We start from the raw sequence: 25,487 nt of genomic DNA on the forward strand, positions 1-25,487 counted from the left end.
ATCCTTCTTCGCATAACCTTTCAATCATTTTTGACATTATATGCAAAACGCCTATAGAATGAGTAAAACGCGTATGTTCAGCCGCCGGGAACACAAAGCTTGCCAAACCCAAATGCTTGATTTTTTTTAATCTTTGAAAAGTCTGTGTATTGATTATTTCTTGCTCTAATGCAGATATGCCAATTGATCCATGAACGCTGTCTGTGATGATTTTATTATTAAAATCGTTTTTAGTCATTTTCAGGATTATATCGTTTTGATATTTTATTTAGACGGATTTTTCCAATAAGCCCCAAATTGTTTAATTGTTCCCAGGCAGATTCTATTTCTTCTGAATTATAGTTGGATTTACCGGCTTTTTTTAAGATCTCCTCTATATTGTCAGACGTTACACTTGCCGGATTTGAAGATGAGATATGTTTTAGATAATGTATTGAACTAAGAAGTTCTAGCCATCTTGCGCCATCCAGGGACTGAGGTCTTTTTTGTAAAACATTCTCCAGTTTTACTATTCTCTCGAGAACATCGTCTCTTAATTCAGCATTCTTGGTCATTTCCAGGTATTCATTCTTACGCGAATCGATTTCATATGCCAATGATGTCAATTCTTTAGAATATGGCCCTCTTAAATACCAATCATAACGTAGGCGAAAATCTATACCAAATAACTGAAGTAAATATATAACCTTTTGAAGAAATAGCCTGTCAGAAAAGGAATCTATGCAGAAATCTTTAATCCTTTTCATTATTAAATAAACGCCAACTGAACGGATATCCACCACTCCTCCTCTTTACATGTATTATATAGGCAAGTTACCATTTACATAAATCACATTATATTTCAAATCAACAAAAATTTTAACAACGACTCGGTTTAAATCTCACCTGGATGGGCGATAGATAATTCTCAACGCATTTAGCTGAAATCGAAGGGTAAATTGTCATGATATTCCACAACCCCATAGAATTTAAAAAGCCCCGGAATCTCCCTTTGAGGGCGGGGCTTTTTGCTGTGATTGTTAGAGGCAGATGAAACTCCTCCAAAGAGGCCTTCCTAAGCTCCACTAACAACATGAAAAAGTATTTGGCAAATGTCAATCTTTTTTGAAAAATAAATTAAATATGTGAAAATACTTGAAAATACCCAGAAATTTGAGGTTTGACAGCGGTATAAGAAGGAGATATATTAATAAGTTTAACAACGAAACGGAGGAAAAAGTCATTATGAAAAAACTTGGCATTATCACCCTGGCCCTGTTATTCCTTATGCCCGCGGTTTTAGCCCAGGACAAAAAAGATCAACCCACCAAGGATAAAAAAGTGAGCGAATACAAAAAACGCCAACCCGATAACCCTGAAATAGCTATCGAAACCGATTTCGGAACCATGAAACTGGAGCTGTTCCGCGATGTCGCCCCGATCCATGTCGACAGCATGCTGTCACTGGTGAAAAAGGGTTTCTACGACGGCCTGATTTTCCACCGGATTATCGACGGTTTCATGATCCAGGGCGGCGATCCCAAAGGCAACGGCACCGGCGGCCCGGGCTATACCCTTCCGGCCGAGTTCAATAAAATCAAGCATGTCGAGGGTTCGCTCTCGATGGCTCGTTCCCAGGATCCTAATTCGGCGGGGAGCCAGTTCTTTATCTGTCTCGCTCCGGCGCCTCATCTGGATGGCCAGTATACCAATTTCGGGATGCTCATGGATGGCTTCGATACCCTGCACAAAATCGGCAAGGTCGAGACCGGCGCCATGGATAAACCGGTCAAGGATGTCTATATCCGGAAAATGTACGTGATCAAAGATATCACGCCGGTTAAGAAGGCCACGGAATAAGTTTTAATCGGGGCCGATCAAAGCGAAAATAATACGGAACCGGTCATCGGGCCGGTCGTTATATAAATTGTGAAAAAAAGACTCGTCATACTGGGTTCAACCGGCTCAATCGGTCGCTCGGCGCTTGATGTGGCGTCGCGACACACCGACCGGATCGAAATTGTCGGCCTGTCGGTTCATGCCAATATCGATCTTCTGGCCGAACAAATCCGCCGGTTCCATCCCAAATATGTGGCCGTAACCGAGCCGCGGGCCTATGACAAGCTGGCCCGGTCGTTTAATTACCCGGAAACCCGTCTCCTTGATTTCTCCGAAGGGATCAGGTTTCTGACCGGTTTGCCCGAGGCCGATGTCATTCTCAATGCCATCGTTGGGGCGGCCGGACTGAAAGCCTCGCTGGATATCGTTCATTCCGGTAAACGGCTGGCCCTGGCCAACAAGGAATCAATGGTGATCGGCGGCGAGCTGATTAATCGGGTGGCTTCCAAATCAAGGGCCGAGATCGTTCCGGTCGATTCGGAACATTCGGCCATCTGGCAAGCTTTGTGTTCCGGGCGTAAACGGGAAGTTAAAAAAATTATCCTGACCGGTTCCGGCGGGCCGTTTCGCGATTTGCCTCTGGATAAGTTTAAAGACATCACCCGCGAACAGGCCCTTCACCATCCGACCTGGAACATGGGCCCCAAAATAACGATTGATTCGGCGACCATGATGAATAAAGGGCTGGAAATCATCGAGGCCATGCGCCTTTTCGATATACCGGCGGAGAAAATCGAGGTGGTCATCCATCCCCAGTCGATAATCCATTCCATGGTCGAATTTGTCGATTCCTCGATAATAGCCCAGATGTCCAACCCGGATATGCGTCTGCCGATTGCCTACGCCATCTTCTTCCCGGAACGTCTCCCCAGCGCCAATGGGCGTCTGGACCTGATGGCCGCCGGAAAACTTGAATTTTATCCGCCCGATTATCAGAAATTCCCGCTTCTCAAACTGGCTTTCGATGTGGCCGCGCGGGGCGGGACGGTCCCGGCGGTATATAATGCCGCCAATGAGATCGCAGTCGAGGCATTCTTGAATAGCGCTGTTGAATTCGTTAAAATTCCCGAAATAGTTATTAATACTGTAAATAAACATGAACCGATCAAAAACCCATCGCTCGATGATATCCTTGAGGCCGACCGATGGGCCAGAGATACTGCAATAAAACAGGTGGGGTGATATTTTGACTACAATCCTGGCAACGGTCTTCGTCCTTGGCGTGCTGGTTTTTATTCATGAACTGGGTCATTTCCTGGTTGCCAAATGGGCCGGTATCAGGGTCGATAAATTTTCTCTTGGTTTTCCGCCCAAAATTATTTCCAGGAAGTGGGGCGAAACAGAATATGCCATCGGCGCAATTCCGCTGGGTGGCTATGTTAAAATGGCCGGCGAGAATCCCGATGATGATGCTCGCGGCGAACCATATGAATTCATGTCAAAACCGGTCTGGAAAAGATTCATGGTGATCTTTGCCGGACCGTTCATGAATTTCGTCCTGGCCGTACTGGTTCTGACGGGTTTGTATATGGTCCGTGGTAAGGAAATCCAGGCCGTTTTCATCGGCCAGGTGGCGCCCGACAGCCCGGCCGCCGCCGCCGGTATCCGGACCGGGGATAAAATTCTAAGTGTCGATGGGGTCAGGGTTACCAGTTTCCGCGAGATGGCGGATATTGTCTATAAGAAAGTGGAACAACCGGTCGAGATTTCCTGGGAACGGGACAACCGGGTTTTCACCGATACCCTGGTAACCTACCGGAACAAGGTGGAACTGGTCTCGGGCGATTCGGCCGAGGTCGGCATGATCGGTATCGGCAGTCAGGCGGTTTATCGGAAATATGGTGTTTTTACCGCCCTGGGCGCCGGTTTCGAGCAGTCAGTGGTCTATGTCAGGATGGTTTTTGAATTCGTTTGGGGGTTGCTAAGCCGCCAGGTTGATGCCCGCGAAATCGGCGGCCCCATCCTGATCGGTAAACTGGCCGGGGCCACGGCCCGGGCCGGCTTCGATGTCCTCCTGGAATTTTTAGCCCTGCTCTCCATCAACCTGGCCGTCCTCAATGTCCTGCCGATTCCGGTTTTCGACGGCGGACACCTGCTGTTTCTGCTGGTGGAAAAACTGAAAGGCTCGCCGCTTTCTATCAAGGCGCGGTTAATCGCCCAGCAGGTAGGCATTGCTTTTATTCTGATTCTGGTGATTTTTGTGACTTTTAACGATATCACCCGTTAAAACGGGGGAGCGGACAAAGACAGGATGTTTCGATGAAAAAAGATATTTTCGATGTTGCCTGGGAAAACATTAAATCGCTTTTAATCGCCATCGTTCTGGCCGTTATTATCAAAACCTCGATTGTTGAAGCTTATAAGATACCTTCGGCCTCCATGGAGGATACCCTGCTGGTCGGCGATTTCCTGATTGCTAATAAATTTATCTACGGTGCCCGTATTCCCCTGATCAACTGGCGTTTGCCCGAGATCAGGAATCCCGAACCCGGGGATGTGGTTATTTTCAAATGGCCCGGCGACGGGGTGACCAATTATATTAAACGCTGTGTCGCCGCCGAGGGCCAGACCGTGGAGATTATCGATAAAGTCTTATATGTCGATGGCAAAATTTTCCCCAACCCGCCCGAGGCCAAATTTACCGGGACTATCCAGCCCCGCCCCGGGCCGGGACAAAATTCCCGTGACAACTGGGGTCCCTATGTCGTCCCCAAGGATTGCTATTTTATGATGGGCGACAACCGGGATAATTCCTATGACTCGCGCTTCTGGTACGCCGTTCATAAGAATCTTATTCTGGGTAAAGCCCTGCTGATTCACTGGTCATGGGAACCCGATGCCGATTCTCCGGAAGTGTCCGTGGCCGATCCGATGTCGGTGCCACGGTTATTCATGTATAATGTTATCCATCTTCCCGAGAGGGTCCGCTGGGAGCGGCTTTTCACGCTCATCCACTGACCGGCGGTCATTCCCCTGATATCCGGGTTGCCCGGATATTACGCAGCAATCCTTTCAGACCGGGACGCCGAAGGGGAGAAGAAGCGAATTTGAGATCGAATTCGCCTTCCGTCATGTTTGTAACCGCCCCGGTTTCGACCATTCCGATTTCTTCCCGCCGGGTCAACTCCTTTTGATGCCTTGGTTTTTGAAACCGGTTGAAGGGGCAGACTTCCAGACAAATATCACAACCGAATACCCAACCTTTAGACAATAAGGCGATGTTTTCGGGTATGGTGTCGGATTTATTCTCAATGGTTTGATAGCTGATACATCGGGTGGCATCAAGGCAGTACGGGGCGGTAATGGCCCCTGTCGGGCAGGCCTCGATACAGGCGGTACATCGTCCGCAATGATCGTCCGAAGGATGATCGTATTCATCGATGGCGATATCGATAACCAGACTGCCCAGAAGAAGCCAGCTTCCATAAGTAGTCGAGACCAGGTTGGTATGTTTACCCGGCCACCCCAATCCGGCCTGTGACGCCCAGTATTTATCCATGAATGGAGCCGTGTCGACGCATATCCGGCCTTTCAGATCGGGAACAATGAGTCTCAGACGGGCGCGAAGTTTCTCCAGCATTTGGCGAATAATCCGGTGGTAATCATTCCCCCAGGCATACCGGGCCACCCGGTATGGGCCTTTTATCATTCGGTAATTGTTTTCATCCGGACAATAATTGAATCCCGTCACGATTATCGACTGCGCGCCCGGCAAAAGCCGTCCCGGATCGAAACGTTCCTCCTGATATCGGGCCAGATAGGCCATTTCCCCATGATAACCGCGCGACAGCCAGGTTAAATATGCATCTTTGACGCTGACCGGATTAACCGGGGCAATACCAACTGCATCAGCCCCGAGTCTTTTGGCAATTTCCTTTATTTCAACTGATATAAGGATTTTCGCGTTCTTCATCAGTCAGAATATAGCCTGTCAGCCGCCCCGGTCCAAGCAAAACAAAAAACGGCCGCGATCCGGAATGCAATATCGCGGCCGCTGTTGTTAGGAATTACCCGGCTTTACGGTTCCATGAGTTTGCCCATGAATAAAATCGCCCCGGAGTTAACCTCGTGAATGATGTACACGAATGGGCGATTCAACCGGATGATGGTCATCTGGGGTCCATCCGAAGTATTCCCGAATTCAATACTGGTCACCGCCGCGGCTTCCGTCCCTTCCTCGTTGACCTCGATAAATCCTTTATGTTTCACGCGGGAAATATAAATATCCCTATTTCCGGTTATTCCGGAAAAATCTGCGGTATATGGCAAAAAAGCGATTCCCATTCCCAGATCACTAAGGGGTTTCTCGAGAGAATATTCCGTCTCGACCTGGAAACGAGGCATCCATAAATTGACTTCATTCAGAGAAAGCTGCCCCTGCCATGATTTCCAATTGTCGCAATTGATTCGGCCGACAAATTCATTGATATCCACCCCGGGATTCGGGAGCAGAACCGTCATATTAAATGCCCCCAGATTATACGGAATCTCTGCCATCACGAAGTCGTCACCCAAAAAAACATCGAGACTGCACTTTTGAGACATCATCTGACACGATACTTCGGAACCGTTGTAAGCATAAAATGGTGCTTCCTGAGTATATTCGGGGTCAAACCGGAAAGTCCAGGTACCTTTGAAATATACGGCATTAATCAGAAAGAGAATAGTCTCAGGGCTGATTGGAGGTGTCACGATGGATTCGATTTTATCATTGGTTTTCTCTGCCACCCACCGGTTAATGATATCGGCGGCCTCCGGATCATCGAAATCCAGCGGTTCAATTTCGGCCGCAAAATACTTCTGGTTGGTGCTGACGAAATCCTCGAGAAGAATGAATCCCATCCGGGGCCACATGGAATTGGCAATCGACATTTGTACCTGGGAGTCAACCCCAATTAGAAAACTCATCAGGTTATAATAAGATTGATTGAATTCTTCCGACTCCATTCCCAAAACCTGCAGAACCGCGGCGATGGAATCGCGGGTATCGCCGGCCGCGCCGTTGTAGGCCATTCCCAGAGCATAGGATATCGATAAAGGGGAAATAAAAAGATTGTTGTTTTCTTCACCGGCATTGATTACTTCCAGCAAATTGAAGGCAAAGGCATTACCGGATTCGGCCAGGGCTTTTTCCGTTTCGCCCAGATTCTGCGGGATATCCGGTTTACCGGATTCCGAGGGATTTTTGGAACAACTTACCAGAACCAAACCGACCCCCAGAAGCAGGAAAACTGTCATTTTTCTGAAATAAAACATAAAACCCTCCTGATTATTTATTCGAATATGACAATATTAATCTAATGTCACAAGCGCCTTATTTCTATAAAATAATCAATCCGCCCTTTAGAAGAAATCCCGATGACCCTGGTCTCACGATTATGACGCTTAGTTATGTTAATACAATTCAATGACTTACATAGACCCCGAAGGAGTTCGGACAGTGAATCCGTAATATCATCAGGGAATTTATTTAATTCCTGCTATTAATGCCTAAATCTCCGGATTTACCTTATTCATGACGCGGCTGACCTGATTCTGTTGTAAAAAAAAGTTCACTCTCCAACTCCATGATTTTGTTCCGAGTCTGTAAAGCCCGGTGTAATCCTGTCGATAACATAAATAATATCAACATCTTTTCAATGGATAGAAAGAGGGTTCAAACAAAATTGGGAATCAAAATTAAATTAATAATCATCCATCAACAGGGAGAAACCCCATGAAAACCACTTTCAAACTGACAGCTCTGGTGATCGGCCTTGTCCTGGCCGCTTTTGCGCTTGCGACCGCCGACCAGAAACCGTCTTTTGATGTCAATGTCTACGGGTACTTCAAGCTGGATGGTGCCTACGATCAGAATGAAACCAGTCATGGTAATTTCGTGATGTGGGTAAATCAGCAGGAGTACGATGACAACGACGAGCAGTTCAATATGACCGCCAATGAAACTCGTCTTGGTATTAATCTGAAAGGTAAGAATTACGGGAATATCAATGTCAATGCCAAAATCGAGTTCGATCTTTATGCCAGTGTCACCGGCGGAGTCGCCGAGAACAAGGCGATGCTTCAACTGCGCCACGCCTATTTCGAGGTGATTTCGGGTCAGTTCAAACTGCTGGCCGGTCAGAGCTGGGATATTGTCAGTCCCCTCAATCCCTCGACCCTGAATTACCCGGTTCTCTGGGGCGTCGGTAATATCGGTTATCGCCGTCCTCAGGTCAGCATGTGGTACACCATGCCGGCCGGATCAGGAACCAATGTCACAGTCGCGGGCGGATTCTTCCGGACGATCGGAAGCAATCTCACGCCGACTTTCTCTCTGGCTCTGGGCGAGGAAACCGAAGGCGCCGATGACGGTACCGATGCCGGAATCCCGACCTTCCAGGGAATGTTGGATATCAAACACGAATCGTCGGACTGGTCGATCAGAACCGGTGTTTCCGGTCTGTGGGGCGAATTAAAAGCCGAGACCAATATGGGCAATTCAGAAACCTATAACAGCTGGGGTGTCAACGGCCACCTGATGATTTCTTCCAATTCGGGCTATGGGCTGGCCGGCGAGGTTTATTCCGGCTCCAACCTCGGCAGTTATTTCGGCGGCATTCTCAACAACAGCACGGTCGATGGAGTCAATTCCTTCGGCGGCTGGGGAAGTGCCTGGTTTACGCCGATTCCCAAAGTCAAATTCAGCGGCGGTGTCGGTGTCGATGATCCCGATGATAAAGACCTGGGTAACAACACCCGTTCCAAAAATACCGCCTATTTCGGCAACATCCGTTACAGCCTGGTTCCGAATGTTACCCTCGGTCTCGAGGTGTCCTTCTGGGAAACCGACTATAAGATGAGCGCCGATGTCACCGAATCATATGACGACGTTCGGGTTCAAACATCCTTCATATTCAATTACTAATATTTTTCTGGATTTTAAAGCCCCCGGCTAACGGGGGCTTTTTTTTTGCTCTTTTCAGAGAATTACTATATTCAATCCGGCCGCCGTTCAAACCATGATCATTATTCCGGAATATTTTTGGCATACCTGTTCAAAATCTGACCATTGCGCGGAAATTCAACCGCTTTCCTGTGCGTTTTTCGGGCCTTACCGTTTCTTGTAAACGGCCATTATCATGGGGTTAAAGGGATTAATTCTATTCTTGTCTTCGGGCATACCATTTGTATTACACCCCTCTGCCCTCAAACCGAAAATGCTAACTGACAGGGGGAACATTTTGATGGGGTTTAATGAATTGAAGCCGCGGGGCGGATTATGGCTATTGGCTATTTATCTGCCTCTATTTCTGTGTCTATTGACCGGATCGGCCCCGGCCACCTCACCGACCTCGGTGACCCTGACCTGGACCGCGCCGGGCGATGATGATGATATCGGAACCGCCGCCGAATACGATCTCCGTTATTCGCTGGAACCGATCACCGAAGACAACTGGAACAGCGCCGAACAGGCTAACGGCGAACCATCGCCACAACCGGCCGGATCGGCCGAGACTTTTGAAGTCACCGGATTACAGCCGGGGACATCCTATTATTTTGCGATCAAGACCGCCGATGAGATTCCCAACTGGTCGGAGCTGTCCAACGTTATTGCCCGCTCGACTCTTCCCGAGGATACTCCGCCCGGGGATGTATCTACGCTGGTAGCGGGAACACCCACCCAAGCCACTATCACGCTGGGCTGGCTGGCACCGGGCGATGATGGTTCATCCGGAACCGCATCCCAGTATGATATTCGTTATTCCACGGCAACGATCACCTCGGCCAACTGGGATGCCGCCCTTCAGGCAAGCGGCGAACCATCGCCCCAGACGGCCGGGACACCACAAACTTTTATTGTCACCGGTCTCGATGCCGGGACGACTTACTATTTTGCCCTCAAGACGGCCGACGAAGTCCCCAACTGGTCGGGATTATCGAATATCGCCTCGGCCACGACTGAGGAAGAACCGACCGTGCCCGATGCACCTCTGGTTATCGGGCCGGATAATGGTGTGATCGATCTTGTCCAGCCGGTCGATCTCAGCTGGGTGGATGTCGGCGAGGCCGATATGTACCGGGTCCAGCTCGATGATAATGCCGATTTCGGCAGCATTATTATCGACACTACTATCACCACTGTCACCTTCGCCGCCTCCGGGCTTGACGATGGATTAACCTGCTACTGGCGGGTGGCCGCCCATAATGATGTCGGCTGGGGTGACTGGAGTTCTGTCCGGAGTTTCACCACCGTCTGTCCGCTCCTCGATCCGCCGTCGCTGGCCTCACCGGCCGATGGGGCTGTCAATGTTACTTTGCCGATCGCGCTCGACTGGACCGATGTGGCCTCTATCCTGCAGTACCGTCTCCAGGTCGATGACCAGTCCGATTTCTCCTCGCTGGTGACGGATATTCTGACCTCCGGGTCGGCATATACTCTCTCGGGACTGGCCGAAGCCACCACCTATTACTGGCGGGTCCGCTCCAATAACGCCTGCGGTTCGGGCGCATGGAGCGCGGTGCAATCATTCACAACCCGCGATAATACCCTTCCGACGGCTATTTCCAACCTGGTCGCTTCGGCAGGTAATGACAACGGCGAAATCATCCTGACCTGGACAGCCACCGGTGATGATGGTACTGTCGGAACCGCCTCGCAGTACGATATCCGCTACGCCATCACGCCGATCACTCTCCAGAACTGGGATCTGGCCTCGCAGGTCAGCGGCGAACCTTCACCGCAGACATCGGGAACTACCGAATCGTTTGCGATCGGCAATCTCAATCCCAACCAGACCTATTATTTCGCTATCAAGGTGGTCGATGAGGCCGGCAACTGGTCCGGATTATCGAATGTGGCTGGCGGTCTTCCGGCCGATCTGATGCCCCCGGCGAAAATCAACGACCTTGGTTTTCTGCAGGATTTCGATATTGAGGATGGGTTGTTAAGACCGCGAGGTATATTGGGTCACAGGAATGAAATGATTATCGGTTGATGTGCCGATGATCGGATAAAAGTGTAAACCTCCGGTTAACCCGGAGCCCGACACCTCGAAATATCCCCGCCGCCGTGATATGGCGCCGGGGATTTTTTATATGCGGAATCTTGTCAATAATCGGAAAAGCCCCCCTTTTTCCCCCTTTGCTTTTCGGGTCAAAGTGCCGTATAATTGGGCGTTGAATATGCTTGAAAATCAATACCCTTTTTAAAAACAGGTGCTTATATGGCGGGACAAAATCTGATCGAAAAAATAGCCCGGAAACATGCCGTCGGACTCGAACCAAACCATATCGTCCACTCCGGCGATTATTTGTCCATCAAACCGGGTCATGTCATGACTCACGACAACACCGGCGCGGTAATCCCCAAATTCAAAGGAATCGGCGCCGCCAGAATCGCCAACCCTCGGCAGGTGGTTTTTACCCTCGACCATGATATCCAGAACAAATCCGAGGAAAACCTGGCCAAATACTCCAAAATCGAGGCCTTTGCAAAGGAGATGGGGGTCGATTTTTATCCCGCCGGACGCGGTATCGGCCACCAGATCATGTGCGAGGAAGGCTACGCCTGGCCGGGTACCATGGCGGTCGCCTCGGACAGCCATTCCAATATGTACGGCGGCCTGGGCTGTCTGGGCACCCCGGTAGTGCGAACCGATGCCGCCGCTATCTGGGCCACCGGGCGCACCTGGTGGCAGGTCCCGCCGGTGGCGCTGGTGGAATTAAAAGGGCAACTTCGGCCGGGAGTAACCGGCAAAGATGTCATTATCACCCTGTGCGGGTTTTTCAACAAGGATGAGGTCCTCAACCACGTCCTCGAGTTCACCGGTGACGGGGTCGCCGGGCTATCGATCGATCAGCGGCTGACTATCGCCAATATGACTACCGAATGGGGGGCGCTGGCCGGGGTGTTTCCGATTGATGAGCGGACCTGCCAATGGCTTGAGAATCGCGCCGAATATATTGTCAAACGCGGTCCGGCCCGGGTCCCGTCCGATGCCGATGGCGGCGAATTTCATCCCCGGATGAACCCCGACCGTATTCATGCTCTTCGGGCCGAGAATTTAAAGGCCGATACCGATGCGTTCTACGCCCGCAGACTGACCCTTGACCTGGCCACGGTTCAGCCGTATATCTCCGGCCCCAACACGGTCAAAGTGATGACCTCGGCGGCCGAGATGGATAAGAAGAATGTCAGGATTCACAAGGCTTATTTGATCTCGTGCGTCAACAGCCGGGTCGAGGATATCGCCCAGGCCGCGGCCGTGGTGAAAGGTCACCGGGTTGCCGATGGGGTCGAGTTTTATATCGCCGCGGCATCATCGGAGGTCCAGGCCGAAGCTGAAAAACGGGGCGACTGGCAGACTTTGATCGAGGCCGGGGCAATCGAACTACCGCCCGGATGCGGGACCTGTATTGGCCTGGGCCGGGGAACCCTTAATGACGGCGAAGTGGGCATCTCAGCCACCAACCGCAACTTTAAAGGACGGATGGGTTCCCGGAGCGCCGAGGCCTATCTGGCCTCACCGGCCGTGGTCGCCGCCTCGGCAATCGCAGGGAAAATCACGCTACCCGGAGAATTCGGTCAAATTCCCCTGAACGGTGAAATAACCATCAATAAGAAGCCCGAAAGCAAACCGGGGCTGGTCAGCATTATCGATGGTTTCCCGGATATTGTCGAGGGGGAATTGATTTTCTGTCACCAGGATAATCTCAACACTGATGGCATCTATCCCGGTAAATATACCTATATCGACGATTTCACTCCCGAACAACAGGCGCGCGTGGTGATGGAAAATTATGATCCGCAGTTCGGGAAAATCGTCAAAAAAGGCGATATTCTGGTTGGCGGCTTCACCTTTGGAAGCGGTTCCTCGCGCGAGCAGGCCGCCACGGCTCTGAAATACCGCGGTATAAGATTGGTCCTGGCCGGATCGTTCTCGGAGACGTACAAACGCAATGCCATCAATAATGGTTTTCTGGTCATCGAGGCGCCCGATCTGGTAACCGACCTGAAGCAGAAATTCGGGACCTCGCAGTTGACCGTCCGGACCGGAATCAACTGCAGTATTGATTTCAGGATGTCGATCTTGAACGCCCACGGAAAGTCATACTCCATCGATCCGGTCGGGGCGGCCGCCCAGGAATTGATTGTTATCGGCGGTTTGGAAAACTGGGTCAAAGAGAAACTCCGGGCCGGCGGGGAATAGGGCGGGTTGTCATTTGTGAATCAGCCGATCAGGCTTCTGAATAGGAATTTTTTCCTTCTCTGGCAGGGGCAACTGGTCAGCCAGCTCGGCAACCAGGTGCATGGTATTGCCATGATGTTCTGGCTGAAACATGCCACCGGGTCGGCAGGACTGATGGGTACCCTGATGATGCTTTCGATGTTGCCGGGAGTACTTCTGGGGCCGATCGGCGGGACCGTGGCCGACAATTTCTCACGCCGCAAAATTATAATCGCCAGTGATATTATCTGCGGTCTGGCCGTTCTTTCACTGGCCGGATTGCTGTTATGTTCTCCCGAAAATATATCCCTGGCCGTTGTCTGGTTATTCGTGGCCGGGATTCTGGTTGGAACCGTCAGCGCTTTTTTCCGTCCCGCGATTACGGCCGCCATTCCCGATCTGGTCCCGACCGATAAAGTGGCCGCGGCCAATTCGATGAATCAATCCTCCTTTCAGATTTCGTCACTTCTGGGTCAGGGGGCCGGGGGAGTCTTGTACCGCGTCCTGGGGGCACCGGTACTTTTTTTGATCGATGGTCTGACATACCTTTTTTCCGCAATAAGCGAAATGTTTATTATCATTCCACAAAACATTCCCGAGAAAACCCCCGGTTTCAAACCAATCATGAGAAAATTCCTTACCGATACCGCCGTCGGGTTTGATTATGTCTGGAGGAACCGGGGAATGAAAACCGTGTTTCTGACAGCCGCCGTCCTCAATTTCCTGATATCCCCGGTAGTTGTACTGCTCCCGTTCTATGTCGAAGATCACCTGAAAACCACGTCAGACTGGTTCGGTTTTATGATTGCCGCCCTCGGGGCCGGATCGCTGATCGGTTATGCGCTGGCCGGAATGTTGAAGATCGCCGGCAAAACAAGGAGTCTTCTGTTGATTCTGTTCCTGATTTTGCTCAGTCTGGATTTTGCCCTGCTTGGTATTTCCGGTAACAGGTTTTTTTCCCTTTTGCTTTTTTTGATAATGGGAATTATGACCGGAGTAATCAATATCAATATTATTACCGTCCTTCAGGTTATGACTCCGGGTGAAATCCGGGGACGGGTGTTTGGTCTTTTGGGAACCATCACCGGCGGGCTTATGCCGATCGGGATGGGCCTGGCCGGAGCCGTCTCCGAGATACTTGACAATAATATCCCGCTGATCTTTATTATCTGCGGCCTGGCTATGGCCGGTGTGAATATAGTCATGGCTTTTGATAAACATTTTCGAGAATTTTTGGCGTGCGAGATAAATAATAATAATAATACCGAATCGAAAGAGGAATAACATGGACAAGTCAATATCCCGGCAAATCGCCGAATTCGCGGTTGGTCTCAAATATGAGGATTTACCCGAAAACGTCGTCACTGAAGTCAAGCGATACCTGTACGACTCCGTCGGTTGCGCCTATGGCGGCTATCATACCAGGGATGTGAAAATTCTCCGGGATATTTACCTGGAAATGGCCGGGACCGGCCAGGCCACCGTTATCGGCTATGGTGACCGTATCCCGGCGGTCAACGCCACCCTGGTTAATTCCCTGATGATTCGCGCTCTCGATTTCAACGATATCTATTGGAAGGAAGACCCTTCCCACCCCTCCGACCTGATTCCGGCCGCTCTCTCGGCCGGGGAACTGACGGCGAAATCAATGAAAGATGTTATCGTCGCCATTGTCCTGGCCTATGAATTCGAGCAGAGGTTGTGCGAATTCGCCGTCCCGGGTGTCCGGGAACGCAAGTGGCACCATGCCACCCTGACCCAGTTTGTCTCGCCCATAGTGGCCGGTAAACTGCTCGGTCTCACGGTCGATCAGATGGTTCATGCCATCGGCATCAATGGTTCCCACAACCATACCATCGGGTGTCCTACGGCGGGGCAGTTGACCATGATGAAAAATACGGTTGATCCAATGGCTGTCCAGTCCGGTGTCTTCGCCGCCCTGATGGCCCGCAAGGGATACACCGGCACAGAGAAAGTTTTCGAGGGGAAAGAAGGTCTGATGGATGTTTTCGGACCCGAATGGGCACTCGATAAGTTGGTCGGAAATCTCGGCAAGAAATTCAAAATACTTGAATGCGGAATGAAAGCCTTTCCGACCGAGGCTCTGACCCATACCCATCTTTCCGCCACCCTGAAGGTCGTACGGGGGAATAACATCACCTACGATCAAATAGAAAGCGTTACTATCACTACCATTGCCCGCGCCTGCGATATTCTCTTCGATCCCCATAAGTACCGCCCCGAATCGCGTGAAACCGCCGATCATTCATTGCCCTATTGCGTCGCCTGCTGTTTGGTCGATCACGGAATCTCGACCCGGTCGTTTTCCGAAGAAAAATTGAAAGATAAGCGGATCTGGGAGGTGATCGATAAAATCAAGGGCGAGGCCTCGCAGGAATTCGAGAAAATGTTTCCGGCCAAACAGCCTTCAAAAGTCGCCGTGAGAACCAATGACAACCGTGAATACTGGGAATATCTTGAATATCCCAAGGGTGACCCACGGGAACCGATGACCATCGAGGATCTGGAATCGAAATTCAACGGTCTTTCGGCCGGATTATTATCACCGGAACGGCAAAAGCAGATCAAGGATATGATTTTTTCATGTGAAAAGATTCCGGCCGGCGAGTTTTTGAAAAGTCTGATTGTCTGATTTCACATAAGTACAATTGAAAGGTGCCGGACCATATAAACAATCCGGCACCATATTATTCCCTATTATCTTTGATCAGATATTGATTTGCAGTTGGGTTCGAAGGCTGATATCTTTCCAGGTATCGCCGTTACGGGTATGACCGTACCAGGTGAGATCATTCTGCAATTCCAGATAGCCCCCGATTATTTCATAATTGAGTCCGGCACCGATCTCGACCTCCCGATCGAGCACTTTCCCGGTGGATTCGTAAGCGTCTCGCGCCAGATCGCTTTTGAAATCCACCCGGGCGTAACGGATTGAAATGTCCAGCCGGGGATTAATCGTATAAGCTGCTTGAAGCAGTAAACCGGTCATGCCCAATCTTGTCAGGGGCGGATGACCCATATCCACAAAACCGGCATAGCCGATAACCAGAAACGATGCCCCATGATATTTCACCAGCAGTTCCGGGGCCAGTCGAATCGAAAAATCCTGGTGTTCGGTCAGCTCGATATCCCAGCCGCCGCTTATTCCCAGGCTGTATCGCAAACCGCCGCCTTCCTTATCGGCGTTGCTTTTCACATTAATACCGTTGGCGTTATAAGATAAATTTAAAAACAGCTCGGGATGGAAATCGGCCCGTGAGGCGGAATTGGCCAAATCCGAGGGATTGGGACGGTCTTGGTTATAAACCAGCGGAACCCCGATTCCATGAGAAGCGCGGGCATTAACCCCGGTGAAAACACCGGCGGCATAAGCCCATTCGGGCGGGCTGGTATAACCGTTGTGAACCATTAGACCCATCTGGCGCTCGCCTCCGAAATACTTGGAAACAACGGCCCAATCAGGGTAAATCAACCGGCTGAATGACTGCATCCTGTAATTGGTAAACGGGACTTTGTACTGCCCGGCCCGGAACTGCAAATTGTCATTGAAGCGATAATTCAAATAAAGATCCATCAACTCCAGCGACTTGGGGGCGAAGCTGAGATGGGTCCGGTAGGTCAGATCAGGCGAACCGAGTATTCCCGACAGAATCAGCCTGAGCCGCCGCGCTTCCATATAAACCTTATCGGACCGCTCATTACTCGGGTCATTGTCCTTGTTTTCATATTCCATTTTGAGTTGGCCGATAAGCTGGATTCTCAGACTGCTGTTGCCGTCCTGACTTTTAAATTCAAACGGGCCGATTTTGGATTCGGCCGATGTATTCCGGCTGATAATTGCCGCCAGGGCCAGAAGCCATATCACCGAAATTGATTTGCCTAACATATAGACCTCTTGGGCATCAGGGAATTGTCTGTTTTTCCGGTAAATCTCATATTCCGCCTCATATTGGCGCGATTTTAATCAAAAAAACATCATCCGGCAAGATACAAAATGAAATATTTATTCGGATATGGTCCCATGTTCCTTTGAGGATTAGGTTGTATAATAATTATTAGATTGTTATTATTAAATATCGGACAATAGTCTTTACGGGGGATACAAATGAGGCCGCGGGTCAGATTTCTGGATGACAGCCTGATCGAACGGATTATCTCCGAAGCCAGGGATATTCTCTGTCAACTGGGTGTGACCATTCACAATGATAGAGTTCTCTCATTACTGGCCGACAATGGTGCCACCGTCGATATTTCCGAACGCCTGGTCCGCTTCACCCCGGCTCTTATCGACCGCGCCCTGGGGACGACACCGGACTCGATTACGCTCTATGATGTTCTGGGTCTCAAGGCGGTCGATATTTCCGGAGATAAGGTTCATTTCACTCCCGGCTCATCGGCTGTTTATATGCTTGACAGCGGGGCTCATGAATCGCGCTGGGCAACTTCGGCCGACTATATCAAATTCGCCAAAATAATCGGTCAACTGGAATATCTGCATTCCCAGAGCACAGCTATGGTGCCGTCCGATGTCCATGAAAAAATCGCTGACAGTTACCGGCTGTTTTTAAGCCTGCTTTACTGCGAGAAACCGGTGGTCACCGGCACCTTCACCATCGAGTCGTTCAAATTGATGAAAAACCTGCAGGTGACCGTGCGCGGCTCGGAGAAAGAACTGGCGGCTAAACCGCTGACCATCTTTTCGGCTTGCCCGACTTCGCCGCTCAAATGGAGTGATGTCACCTCGCAAAACCTGCTCGATTGCGCCCGGTATAAAATTCCGGTTGAATTAGTGGCTATGCCGATGGCCGGGTTTATCGCCCCGGTGACCCTGGTTGGGACCCTGGTCCAGCATACGGCCGAAACCCTGAGCGGCCTGGTTATCAGCCAGACCGCCAATCCCGGGACACCGGTTCTTTATGGCGGTTCGCCGGGAATTTTCGATATCCGCTATGAAACCACCCCGATGGGCGCCCCGGAGACCGAGATGATCGATTGTGCCTACGGCGAGATCGGAAAATATCTTAAAATTCCGACTCAGGCTTATATCGCCTTGAGCGATGCCAAACATCTGGATGCTCAGGCCGGGTTGGAGACCTCGATGGGGGCTGTTCTGGCGGGTCTGGCGGGGATAAATCATATTTCCGGCCCCGGGATGCTCGATTTCGAGAATTGCTTCAGCCTCGAAAAACTGGTGGTGGATAATGAAATCTGCGGCATGGTTTACCGTATTCTGGCCGGGATTGAGCCAAAAGAGGATTTTCCGGCAATCCCCCGGTTTGAGGAATTATTGAAAGAACAACATTTACTGATTTCGAAACATACGCGTAAATATCTTAAAGAGGAACATTTCCAGCCGGGACCGGTTATCGAGCGGGCCAATCGCGCCCGATGGCTTAAAGAAGGTTCGCTGACCCTCGGTGAAAAGGCCCGAAAAGAAGTCGAAAAACTTGTCAATAGATATGAACCATCCCGGCTCGATAGAGATATAAAGAAAGAACTGGTTCGGTTGATGGAAGAAGAAGCCCGGCGGTATGGGTTTACAAAATTACCGCCAATAGAATTATGAGACAGATAACCAAATTCGAACCGAACAATATAAAACCGGATCATTCCGCGGTTCTTGCGGCCCAGGGTGTCCCGAAAAACAACGGTACCTCACCCAGAATTGAAAAACTGGCTGATGATGCCATTAATATTTTTCTGGGACTTTGCGATGCCAATGCCATCATTTCGGATATCTCACCGGCCCATTTCGATCAGGTTTACCGGGGCGAGGGGAAGAATGAAAAAGAGACGCCGGTAGCCGAAATTTTCCCCCATGCCGATCATCTGGCCCTTTTCGCCATTACGGTCGGCGAGAATCTTTCCACCAGAATCGAACAGCTTTTCCGCGATAATGATTTTGCTCTGGGGGCGATGCTCGATGCGGCGGCTTCCGAGGCGACCGAACTGGCCGGGAAAATCGCCGAACGGAAATACCTTGATGACCTGATCAACAACCGGATGACTTCGCCCAACCATGTCGCCGTGCGCTACAGCCCCGGTTACTGCGGCTGGCATATCAGCGGGCAGAAAAAATTGTTCGAATACCTCTATCCCAATGAAATCGGGATTTATCTTAATCATTCGTACCTGATGAAACCGCTCAAGTCCATCTCCGGGGTGATCCTGGTTGGCCCGCCGGATATACATGATTTCGAAATCACCTACGATTTCTGTAATCAGTGCCGCGATATGGGTTGCCGGGAAAGAATCAGGACCATTATGGGCCGGGGCTGAGGAAACCGGATGGATATACTGGCGGAAATTTCGAAAAATCTTGAGAACGGCGATGATGAACAAGTCGGCCGCCTGACCCGCGAGGCGCTGGATCAGAAAATACCGGCCAAAACCATACTCGATAACGGTCTTCTGGCCGGGATGAAGACGATCGGCGCGAAATTCAAAAATCATGAAATATTTTTGCCGGATGTCCTTCTGGCGGCCCGGGCGATGTATGCCGGGCTGGATTTGCTTAAACCGCATCTGATCGCCGATGATGTCCCCATGGTCGGACGGGTGGTGCTGGGAACCGTCCAGGGGGATCTGCATGATATCGGGAAAAACCTGGTGGGGATCATGCTCAAGGGAGCGGGTTTCGAAATTGTCGATCTGGGGAACGATGTCCCGCCGGAGAGATTTATCAACGCCGCCCTCGAAAACGAGGCCTCGGTAATCGGCCTTTCGGCTCTCCTGACCACCACCATGCCGAATATGAAGAAAGTGGTCGATCTGGTTCGGGAGAAAGGGCTTTCGGACCGGATCAAGGTGATTATCGGCGGGGCCCCGGTGACCGAGGAATATGCCGGGGATATCGGCGCCGATGCCTATGCTTTCGACGGGGTCAATTCGGTCGACCGAATCAAACAGCTTTTAAATATAGAGTAACATGACAAATTTTCTGGACCGCATCGCGCGGGGCGACATCCTGGTGGCCGACGGCGCGATGGGGACGCAGTTGATGGAGCGCGGGGTCGATGTGACCCGGTGCCCCGAACAAATCAACCTGACTCATCCGGAGATACTCGAGGATATCGCCCGGAGATATTTTGAGGCCGGGGCGGAGATCGTGCAGGCCAATACCTTCGGTGCTTCGCCTCTCAAACTGGCCCGGTACGGTCTCGAGGATCGGACTGAGGAAATTATCGGCAACGCCGTGGCCGCGGTCCGCCGGGCGGTCGGGGCTAAAGCTTATATCTACGGATCCTGCGGGCCATGCACCAGAATACTCAAACCCTTCGGCGATGCCGACCCCGATGACGTTTACGGCAGTTTTGTGCGGCAGATGCGCTCTTTTGTCGAGTTCGGAGTCGATATTATCGGTATCGAAACCATGACCGATATCACCGAGGCGGTCCTGGCGGTCCGGGCGGCGCGAAGCGTTTCGGACAGCATCCCGGTTATGGCCGCCATGACTTTCGATCCCACCCCGCGCGGGTTTTTTACCATCATGGGAGTCGATATCCGGACAGCCGTGAAGAAACTGACCGAGGCCGGGGCCGATCTGGTCGGCTCTAACTGCGGTAACGGGATCGAGCGGATGGTTGAAATCGCCGGGGAGTTTAAAAACTATACCGACCGGCCGCTGGTGATTCAGTCCAATGCCGGATTGCCGCAGATCAAAGACGGGCGGGCGGTGTACCCGGAAAGCCCGGAATTCATGGCCGACAAGGCCATCCGTCTGGTCGAGATCGGGGTGGCCGTTATCGGGGGATGTTGCGGCACGACCCCGGAACATATCGCGGCCTTATGCCGGATGGTCGATTCCCACCACCGTGTGCAATAGTATAGTACATACATCGTACCTTTTTGTCATTCCCGCCTCTTTCCCTTCATTCCGCCTCTTACTCGTCATTCCCGAAAAAAGTCTGTCATTCCCGCCCCTTTTCATGTCATTCCCATGAAAATGGGAATCCAGTCTTAGTAATCCCCTCTCGAGAGGGGTGGATCCGCCGCAGGCATTCATGCCGCAGGCGGAGACGGGGTGTGTCATCCAATCTGCCCAAGAGGATATTGATTTTAGGCTTGGCAGTATTGCGGTTTCCATCTTTCTTAATATGGAAGAAAACAAAAATATCATATTTGCGGAAAGAAATCAAAATAAAAGGATACCCATATTTTGTTTTAAAAGACCGGGAGGTTACTATTATGAAAATTACCCTATTATTGTCTATATGTTTTATTATGATTGGATGTGCGCACACATCAATGATGAGTCTAACACCCGAAGAAAAAACTGTCTTGAAATGGCAAAAAGATGCCCGTTGGAATTTTCTATGCCAATTGAAGAATCTGAAAATGCATGGGGGCGTGCCCAAAGCTTTATAGGCAGGTTTAGTTCTATTAAACTGCAAACTGCAACTGATTATGTTATTCAAACATATAATCCAATTTCTGGAGACACCGATTTTGGTTATTATGTAATAAAGACCCCTTATAATGGAGAAGTCCAATTTTCAGTCGAGTGCGTTAGCGGAAATATATTTGGAGAGAGTGATGCAAAAACAAATGCTCATTTGTTAGCCTATTATATGAAAACTGGTATTTTGTGTAATCCCAAAATGGTTGCCCAATAGAAAAGTATTGAAAGCCCGCCCGCCCTTTAGTCGGGTTTCTTGTCTGAATTCAGTACAAGCCTCCCATTTTTACCACCAAATTTCCCTTAATCCGTTCCCTCTCCCGATTTGTATGAAAACCCCTACATCCCAAAAGATCCGGCATAAAACCTTTTTTACTGAGGAAACGAACCCATTTCATGGCCTTTTTAAAACAACGAGGCATTAAAAAGAAACCGCCGGATGAAACGAACCCATTTTTGCCGAAAACCTTTTTATGAGGAAACGAACCCATTTGGCGAGGGCTTCCGGGCGGGTCACGCCCTCAGATGTGGCATTTGTCATTCCCGCCCCTTTTCATGTCATTCCCATGAAAATGGGAATCCATCTTATTAATCCCCTCTCGAGAGGGGTGGATCCGCCGCAGGCATTCATGCCGCAGGCGGAGACGGGGTGTGTCATCCAATCCGCTTTACATACCCCTAAAATCCCCTGCTCATACGCGTCAGACGCTTTCGTCTGCCCCTGTGTCACGGATAAACAACGGCCCAAAAAGCGGAGTTGACAAAACGGGGGAAATTCTTTTCATTACCGGCCAAATATTAAGCGAGTACACCGGAGAAAAGGATTGAAAATCGACAGTATCGCCATTCTCGATTGCGGCGGCCAGTATACCAAGGTGATTGACCGCCGGGTTCGGCAGTTATCGGTCAGATCCGAGGTTTACCCCCTTGATATCTCCCCGGAAACGATCAAAGGCTATGACGGGATAATTCTGTCCGGCGGACCGAAATCGGTCTGGGATGGCGGGCTCGATTATGATGCGGGAATACTCGAGATGAGCCTTCCGGTCCTGGGAATTTGCTACGGGATGCATCTGCTGAATAAACATTTCGGGGGAATTGTCTCGCCGGGGGTCCGTCATGAGTACGGCGAAACCGAAATCGAGATCGAACCCGGGTGTCCTCTGTTTGACGATCTGGCGAAAGACCAGCGGGTGCTGATGAGTCATGGCGATTCGGTCGAAGTCCTGGCCCCGGGTTTCAAACAGGCGGCCCATTCGGATAAAGTCTGCGCCGCGCTTTATGACGAAAAACGGAAATTGTACGGGGTGCAGTTCCATCCCGAGGTGGACTTGACGGTCAACGGCATGAAAATGCTCGCCAATTTTGTACATAAGATTTGCGGCCTGGAAGGCAACTACATCCTCGAGGACCGGATCGAAACAGCCATTGCCAAAATCAGGCAACAGGTGGGCGATGGAAAAGTGCTGGTGCTGGTCAGCGGGGGAGTCGATTCGGCCGTGAGCGCCGCCCTTCTGGCCAAAGCGCTCGATGAGGACCAGATTTATGCAATCCATGTCGATCACGGTTTGATGCGCAAAAACGAAAGCGATTTGATCTGCCGGCAGTTGGAACGGATGGGCTTGAAACATCTGATCCGCGAAAACGCCGAAAAGAAATTCTTCAATTCGATAGTCAAAGTAAACGGTCACGAAATCGGCCCGCTGGTGAAAACAACCGACCCGGAAGAAAAACGGAATATTATCGGCGAGGTTTTTGTCGAGGTTATCAGGGAAGTTTCCGACCGCCTGGGTCTTGACCCGGAAACCACCTTCTGGGCGCAGGGAACCCTGCGGCCCGATTTAATCGAGAGCGGCAATCCCGATGTCAGCAAAACGGCTCATAAAATCAAGACTCATCACAACGATGTCGAGATGATCCGGCAGGCCCGGGCTCGCGGGATGGTGATCGAGACTAACTGGGACTGGCATAAGGACGAGGTTCGGCAGGTAGCCCGGCGGATGGGAATCGATGAGAGTATCGCCTCACGTCAGCCGTTTCCCGGGCCGGGACTGGCGATCCGCCTGATCTGCAACCGGGCCGGCGGAGAGGTTGCGCCCGGGGTAATCGAGCAGTTCAAGCAGGTGATGGCCAATATCGGAGGCGAATACAAGGGGGCGGTGTTGCCGGTGCGGAGTGTCGGGGTGCAGGGAGATGTCCGCAGTTATCGGCACCTGTCGCTGATCTGGGGCAAGGGACTCGATTTCGACTGGCCGCAGATTTATAAAATCGGGACCAGCCTGCCAAACCGGGTCGAGGGTGTCAACCGGGTGGCCTATATCCTGAATAAAACCGGGATCGAACGACCGATTACGACTCATGAAATGTATCTCAACCGTGAGACGGTGGATTTACTCCGGGAGCTCGATCATGTGGTGACCGGCAAACTCAATAAGCCGCCGATGAGCCAGGTGCTGGCGGTGCTGGTTCCGATCGGGATCGATCGGAAGTACTCCGTGGCGATCCGGACCTTTATCACCAATGATTATATGACCGGCCGTCCGGCTGTTATCGGCGAGGATGTGATACGGGAAGATATCGCCGATCTGACCGCTGAAATCGAAAACAAGTTCCGTGAAATCGACCTGGTGCTCTACGATGTCACCAGTAAACCACCCGCCACGGTCGAGTGGGAATAGCCGTTTGGCGGTATCAATCTTATCCGAACAACAGAGCCAGAATTATAACCGCCGCGATTATTATGGCGGTCGGCAGTACCATCCTCTTGATCATTTCCCTGATGGAGACATGGAAATATTCACAGGTAACCACCAGGCAGGGATGGACCGGGGAAATGATATATCCGAAATAGATGGCGATATAGATCAGGGCGAATATAAACGGCGTTATCTGGCTTTGGGCGCCGAGATAAATCGGCAGGACAATCGAGGCCGGGAGCTGCACCCGTCCGGTGAGAAGACCCAGTAAAAAACCGGCGATAATGGCCAGCATGAGAGGCGGCAGGGGGAGTTCGGCGATAACCGTGGAGGTGTCTGACGCCTGAAAAATATGCAGATATAAAAACATGCCCAGAATAATCAGGGCGAAATTCCACGGTTTCATGCGTCTGGTAAGGTCCTTTAAGTCCAGCTTTTTCCGGCTGAGGGCGATTGACAGGGTAAAACCGGTGACGACACCGATCAGGGTGGCCAGCGATCCCATCCCAAGAGCCTTCTTCAGGATGAAATCAAGCACCGGGGCTGAAAGGATTATTAAAAGAGGCACCGACAGAGCTTTCAGGGAGAATTGACCGGTGTAAGTCAGACGGCCGTTGATATGTCGCAGAAAAAAGAGGTGGCCGAGAATATAGGCGAACACGGCGCCGGGCAGGATATAGAGAATAGCGCGATAGACATCGAGATCGCATATCTCGGCCGCGACAATCAGGGCCGGGGCCAGCGGGTAAATCAGGATGAAAATATGCCGGAACCAATTGTTGATGACGGCATTAAGCTCACCGGGAATATCCTGACCGGCTTTTTCCAGAATCGGAGCCGAGAGAAGCGCTCCTCCGGGCATCGGCAGAAGACCCATCAGGGCGGCAGAGGTAGCCAGCAGGTATTTGCGGCTGATTCTGAGGTTTTCGACCAGGTTATCGATCTGGCCGCTTTCTTTGAGAGTCCCGCCGATCATGGGGATAATCCCCATCGCCAGGGTGAGGAGAATGATGGACGGATCGGTGATGGTGAAGATGATACGGTCGAGCAGGCGGGCCGGAGAGAGAGTCATCAAGCCCAGGATAAGGGAGCCGGAGACAAGGCCGAGGGAGAGATTTTTCCGGGAAATAATTAGGATACCGGAAAGCGAGATCAGAAAAGCAAGCCAGAGCATAAGGAGAATAGTAGCCCGAACCGGTAATATTGTCAAGGGGAAGGGCTGAAGATATTTGCTGGATAAACGGAACCGGCCGTCCGTTAACGGACGGCCGGTGGGATCATAGG

21 protein-coding genes are annotated in these 25,487 nt (G+C 50.9%); 15 read left to right on the forward strand and 6 right to left on the reverse strand.

Features of this window, described 5'->3' with window-relative positions:
• Together JXQ28_06650 and JXQ28_06655 are read right to left on the reverse strand one after the other, a co-directional pair.
• Nucleotides 1-238 (reverse strand): hypothetical protein (locus JXQ28_06650; GenBank protein ID MBN2277408.1); only part of this gene is annotated, 238 nt, incomplete at its 3' end.
• Nucleotides 231-779, reverse strand: a complete 549-nt coding sequence (locus tag JXQ28_06655) for a hypothetical protein (GenBank protein MBN2277409.1) — start codon at nucleotides 777-779, stop codon at nucleotides 231-233. The genes JXQ28_06650 and JXQ28_06655, both read right to left, overlap by 8 nt.
• A 445-nt stretch (nucleotides 780-1,224) precedes the next feature.
• Here JXQ28_06655 and JXQ28_06660 point away from each other — a divergent pair, with 445 nt between their 5' ends.
• The 4 genes from JXQ28_06660 to lepB all read left to right on the forward strand — a co-directional run bounded on the left by JXQ28_06660 (nucleotide 1,225) and on the right by lepB (nucleotide 4,836).
• Entirely contained in the window at nucleotides 1,225-1,839 is a 615-nt protein-coding gene (locus JXQ28_06660; GenBank protein ID MBN2277410.1) for a peptidylprolyl isomerase, read from the forward strand.
• A gap of 69 nt (nucleotides 1,840-1,908) precedes the next feature.
• Nucleotides 1,909-3,060 carry a 1-deoxy-D-xylulose-5-phosphate reductoisomerase gene (locus JXQ28_06665; GenBank protein ID MBN2277411.1) on the forward strand — a complete coding sequence of 384 codons (1,152 nt, stop codon included), beginning with the start codon at nucleotides 1,909-1,911 and terminating at the stop codon, nucleotides 3,058-3,060.
• Nucleotides 3,061-3,064: 4 nt separating this feature from the next.
• A complete protein-coding gene (gene rseP / locus JXQ28_06670; GenBank protein ID MBN2277412.1) occupies nucleotides 3,065-4,105 on the forward strand; it encodes an RIP metalloprotease RseP in 1,041 nt (346 codons plus the stop codon).
• A 32-nt stretch (nucleotides 4,106-4,137) separates the two neighbouring features.
• Nucleotides 4,138-4,836, forward strand: a complete 699-nt coding sequence (gene lepB / locus JXQ28_06675) for a signal peptidase I (protein ID MBN2277413.1) — start codon at nucleotides 4,138-4,140, stop codon at nucleotides 4,834-4,836.
• Between the two features lie 7 nt (nucleotides 4,837-4,843).
• Here lepB and queG read toward each other — a convergent pair whose 3' ends face one another.
• Together queG and JXQ28_06685 are read right to left on the reverse strand one after the other, a co-directional pair.
• Nucleotides 4,844-5,791, reverse strand: a complete 948-nt coding sequence (gene queG / locus JXQ28_06680) for a tRNA epoxyqueuosine(34) reductase QueG (GenBank protein ID MBN2277414.1) — start codon at nucleotides 5,789-5,791, stop codon at nucleotides 4,844-4,846.
• Nucleotides 5,792-5,895: 104 nt separating this feature from the next.
• Nucleotides 5,896-7,134 carry a serpin family protein gene (locus JXQ28_06685; GenBank protein ID MBN2277415.1) on the reverse strand — a complete coding sequence of 413 codons (1,239 nt, stop codon included), beginning with the start codon at nucleotides 7,132-7,134 and terminating at the stop codon, nucleotides 5,896-5,898.
• A gap of 460 nt (nucleotides 7,135-7,594) precedes the next feature.
• Here JXQ28_06685 and JXQ28_06690 point away from each other — a divergent pair, with 460 nt between their 5' ends.
• From JXQ28_06690 to JXQ28_06710, 5 genes are all read left to right on the forward strand, one after another.
• Nucleotides 7,595-8,785, forward strand: coding sequence for a hypothetical protein (locus JXQ28_06690; protein ID MBN2277416.1), 1,191 nt, complete (start codon nucleotides 7,595-7,597; stop codon nucleotides 8,783-8,785).
• Between the two features lie 316 nt (nucleotides 8,786-9,101).
• Nucleotides 9,102-10,856: a fibronectin type III domain-containing protein gene (locus tag JXQ28_06695; GenBank protein ID MBN2277417.1), complete on the forward strand. Its 1,755-nt coding sequence runs from the start codon at nucleotides 9,102-9,104 to the stop codon at nucleotides 10,854-10,856.
• Between the two features lie 228 nt (nucleotides 10,857-11,084).
• A complete protein-coding gene (lysF, locus tag JXQ28_06700; protein MBN2277418.1) occupies nucleotides 11,085-13,070 on the forward strand; it encodes a homoaconitase in 1,986 nt (661 codons plus the stop codon).
• A gap of 15 nt (nucleotides 13,071-13,085) precedes the next feature.
• Entirely contained in the window at nucleotides 13,086-14,372 is a 1,287-nt protein-coding gene (locus tag JXQ28_06705) for an MFS transporter (GenBank protein MBN2277419.1), read from the forward strand.
• Between the two features lies 1 nt (nucleotide 14,373).
• Complete coding sequence (locus JXQ28_06710) at nucleotides 14,374-15,741, forward strand: MmgE/PrpD family protein (protein MBN2277420.1); 1,368 nt, start codon at nucleotides 14,374-14,376, stop codon at nucleotides 15,739-15,741.
• A gap of 75 nt (nucleotides 15,742-15,816) precedes the next feature.
• Here JXQ28_06710 and JXQ28_06715 read toward each other — a convergent pair whose 3' ends face one another.
• Nucleotides 15,817-16,995: a hypothetical protein gene (locus tag JXQ28_06715; protein ID MBN2277421.1), complete on the reverse strand. Its 1,179-nt coding sequence runs from the start codon at nucleotides 16,993-16,995 to the stop codon at nucleotides 15,817-15,819.
• Nucleotides 16,996-17,214: 219 nt separating this feature from the next.
• On the opposite strand from JXQ28_06715, the gene JXQ28_06720 reads away from it, so the two are divergent.
• The 6 genes from JXQ28_06720 (at nucleotide 17,215) to guaA (ending at nucleotide 24,185) form a co-directional block, all read left to right on the forward strand.
• Nucleotides 17,215-18,675 carry a trimethylamine methyltransferase family protein gene (locus JXQ28_06720; protein ID MBN2277422.1) on the forward strand — a complete coding sequence of 487 codons (1,461 nt, stop codon included), beginning with the start codon at nucleotides 17,215-17,217 and terminating at the stop codon, nucleotides 18,673-18,675.
• Nucleotides 18,672-19,388: a hypothetical protein gene (locus tag JXQ28_06725; GenBank protein MBN2277423.1), complete on the forward strand. Its 717-nt coding sequence runs from the start codon at nucleotides 18,672-18,674 to the stop codon at nucleotides 19,386-19,388. The genes JXQ28_06720 and JXQ28_06725 overlap by 4 nt, the downstream gene beginning before the upstream one ends.
• A gap of 9 nt (nucleotides 19,389-19,397) precedes the next feature.
• Nucleotides 19,398-20,036 carry a corrinoid protein gene (locus tag JXQ28_06730; protein ID MBN2277424.1) on the forward strand — a complete coding sequence of 213 codons (639 nt, stop codon included), beginning with the start codon at nucleotides 19,398-19,400 and terminating at the stop codon, nucleotides 20,034-20,036.
• A gap of 1 nt (nucleotide 20,037) precedes the next feature.
• Complete coding sequence (locus JXQ28_06735) at nucleotides 20,038-20,934, forward strand: homocysteine S-methyltransferase family protein (GenBank protein ID MBN2277425.1); 897 nt, start codon at nucleotides 20,038-20,040, stop codon at nucleotides 20,932-20,934.
• Nucleotides 20,935-21,112: 178 nt separating this feature from the next.
• Complete coding sequence (locus JXQ28_06740; GenBank protein MBN2277426.1) at nucleotides 21,113-21,724, forward strand: hypothetical protein; 612 nt, start codon at nucleotides 21,113-21,115, stop codon at nucleotides 21,722-21,724.
• A 607-nt stretch (nucleotides 21,725-22,331) separates the two neighbouring features.
• Nucleotides 22,332-24,185: a glutamine-hydrolyzing GMP synthase gene (guaA, locus tag JXQ28_06745; GenBank protein MBN2277427.1), complete on the forward strand. Its 1,854-nt coding sequence runs from the start codon at nucleotides 22,332-22,334 to the stop codon at nucleotides 24,183-24,185.
• Nucleotides 24,186-24,204: 19 nt separating this feature from the next.
• On the opposite strand, the gene JXQ28_06750 is transcribed toward guaA, so the two are convergent.
• The gene (locus JXQ28_06750) at nucleotides 24,205-25,377 is read right to left on the reverse strand and encodes a DUF401 family protein (GenBank protein MBN2277428.1); all 1,173 of its coding nucleotides are present in this window, start codon (nucleotides 25,375-25,377) and stop codon (nucleotides 24,205-24,207) included.
• Between the last annotated feature and the right edge of the window lie 110 nt (nucleotides 25,378-25,487).

It is taken from the genome of Candidatus Zixiibacteriota bacterium, from assembly GCA_016933955.1.
Taxonomy (GTDB): Bacteria; Zixibacteria; MSB-5A5; order GN15; family PGXB01; genus JAFGTT01.

Excerpts from the sequence above, each read along its gene's own strand:
- JXQ28_06660 (MBN2277410.1), top strand. The coding sequence starts at position 1,225 with ATGAAAAAACTTGGCATTATCACCCTGGCCCTGTTATTCCTTATGCCC.
- lepB (MBN2277413.1), top strand. The coding sequence starts at position 4,138 with ATGAAAAAAGATATTTTCGATGTTGCCTGGGAAAACATTAAATCGCTT.
- queG (MBN2277414.1), bottom strand. The coding sequence starts at position 5,791 with ATGAAGAACGCGAAAATCCTTATATCAGTTGAAATAAAGGAAATTGCC.
- JXQ28_06685 (MBN2277415.1), bottom strand. The coding sequence starts at position 7,134 with ATGTTTTATTTCAGAAAAATGACAGTTTTCCTGCTTCTGGGGGTCGGT.
- JXQ28_06690 (MBN2277416.1), top strand. The coding sequence starts at position 7,595 with ATGAAAACCACTTTCAAACTGACAGCTCTGGTGATCGGCCTTGTCCTG.
- lysF (MBN2277418.1), top strand. The coding sequence starts at position 11,085 with ATGGCGGGACAAAATCTGATCGAAAAAATAGCCCGGAAACATGCCGTC.
- JXQ28_06710 (MBN2277420.1), top strand. The coding sequence starts at position 14,374 with ATGGACAAGTCAATATCCCGGCAAATCGCCGAATTCGCGGTTGGTCTC.
- JXQ28_06715 (MBN2277421.1), bottom strand. The coding sequence starts at position 16,995 with ATGTTAGGCAAATCAATTTCGGTGATATGGCTTCTGGCCCTGGCGGCA.
- JXQ28_06720 (MBN2277422.1), top strand. The coding sequence starts at position 17,215 with ATGAGGCCGCGGGTCAGATTTCTGGATGACAGCCTGATCGAACGGATT.
- JXQ28_06725 (MBN2277423.1), top strand. The coding sequence starts at position 18,672 with ATGAGACAGATAACCAAATTCGAACCGAACAATATAAAACCGGATCAT.
- JXQ28_06730 (MBN2277424.1), top strand. The coding sequence starts at position 19,398 with ATGGATATACTGGCGGAAATTTCGAAAAATCTTGAGAACGGCGATGAT.
- JXQ28_06735 (MBN2277425.1), top strand. The coding sequence starts at position 20,038 with ATGACAAATTTTCTGGACCGCATCGCGCGGGGCGACATCCTGGTGGCC.
- JXQ28_06740 (MBN2277426.1), top strand. The coding sequence starts at position 21,113 with ATGCCGCAGGCGGAGACGGGGTGTGTCATCCAATCTGCCCAAGAGGAT.
- JXQ28_06750 (MBN2277428.1), bottom strand. The coding sequence starts at position 25,377 with ATGCTCTGGCTTGCTTTTCTGATCTCGCTTTCCGGTATCCTAATTATT.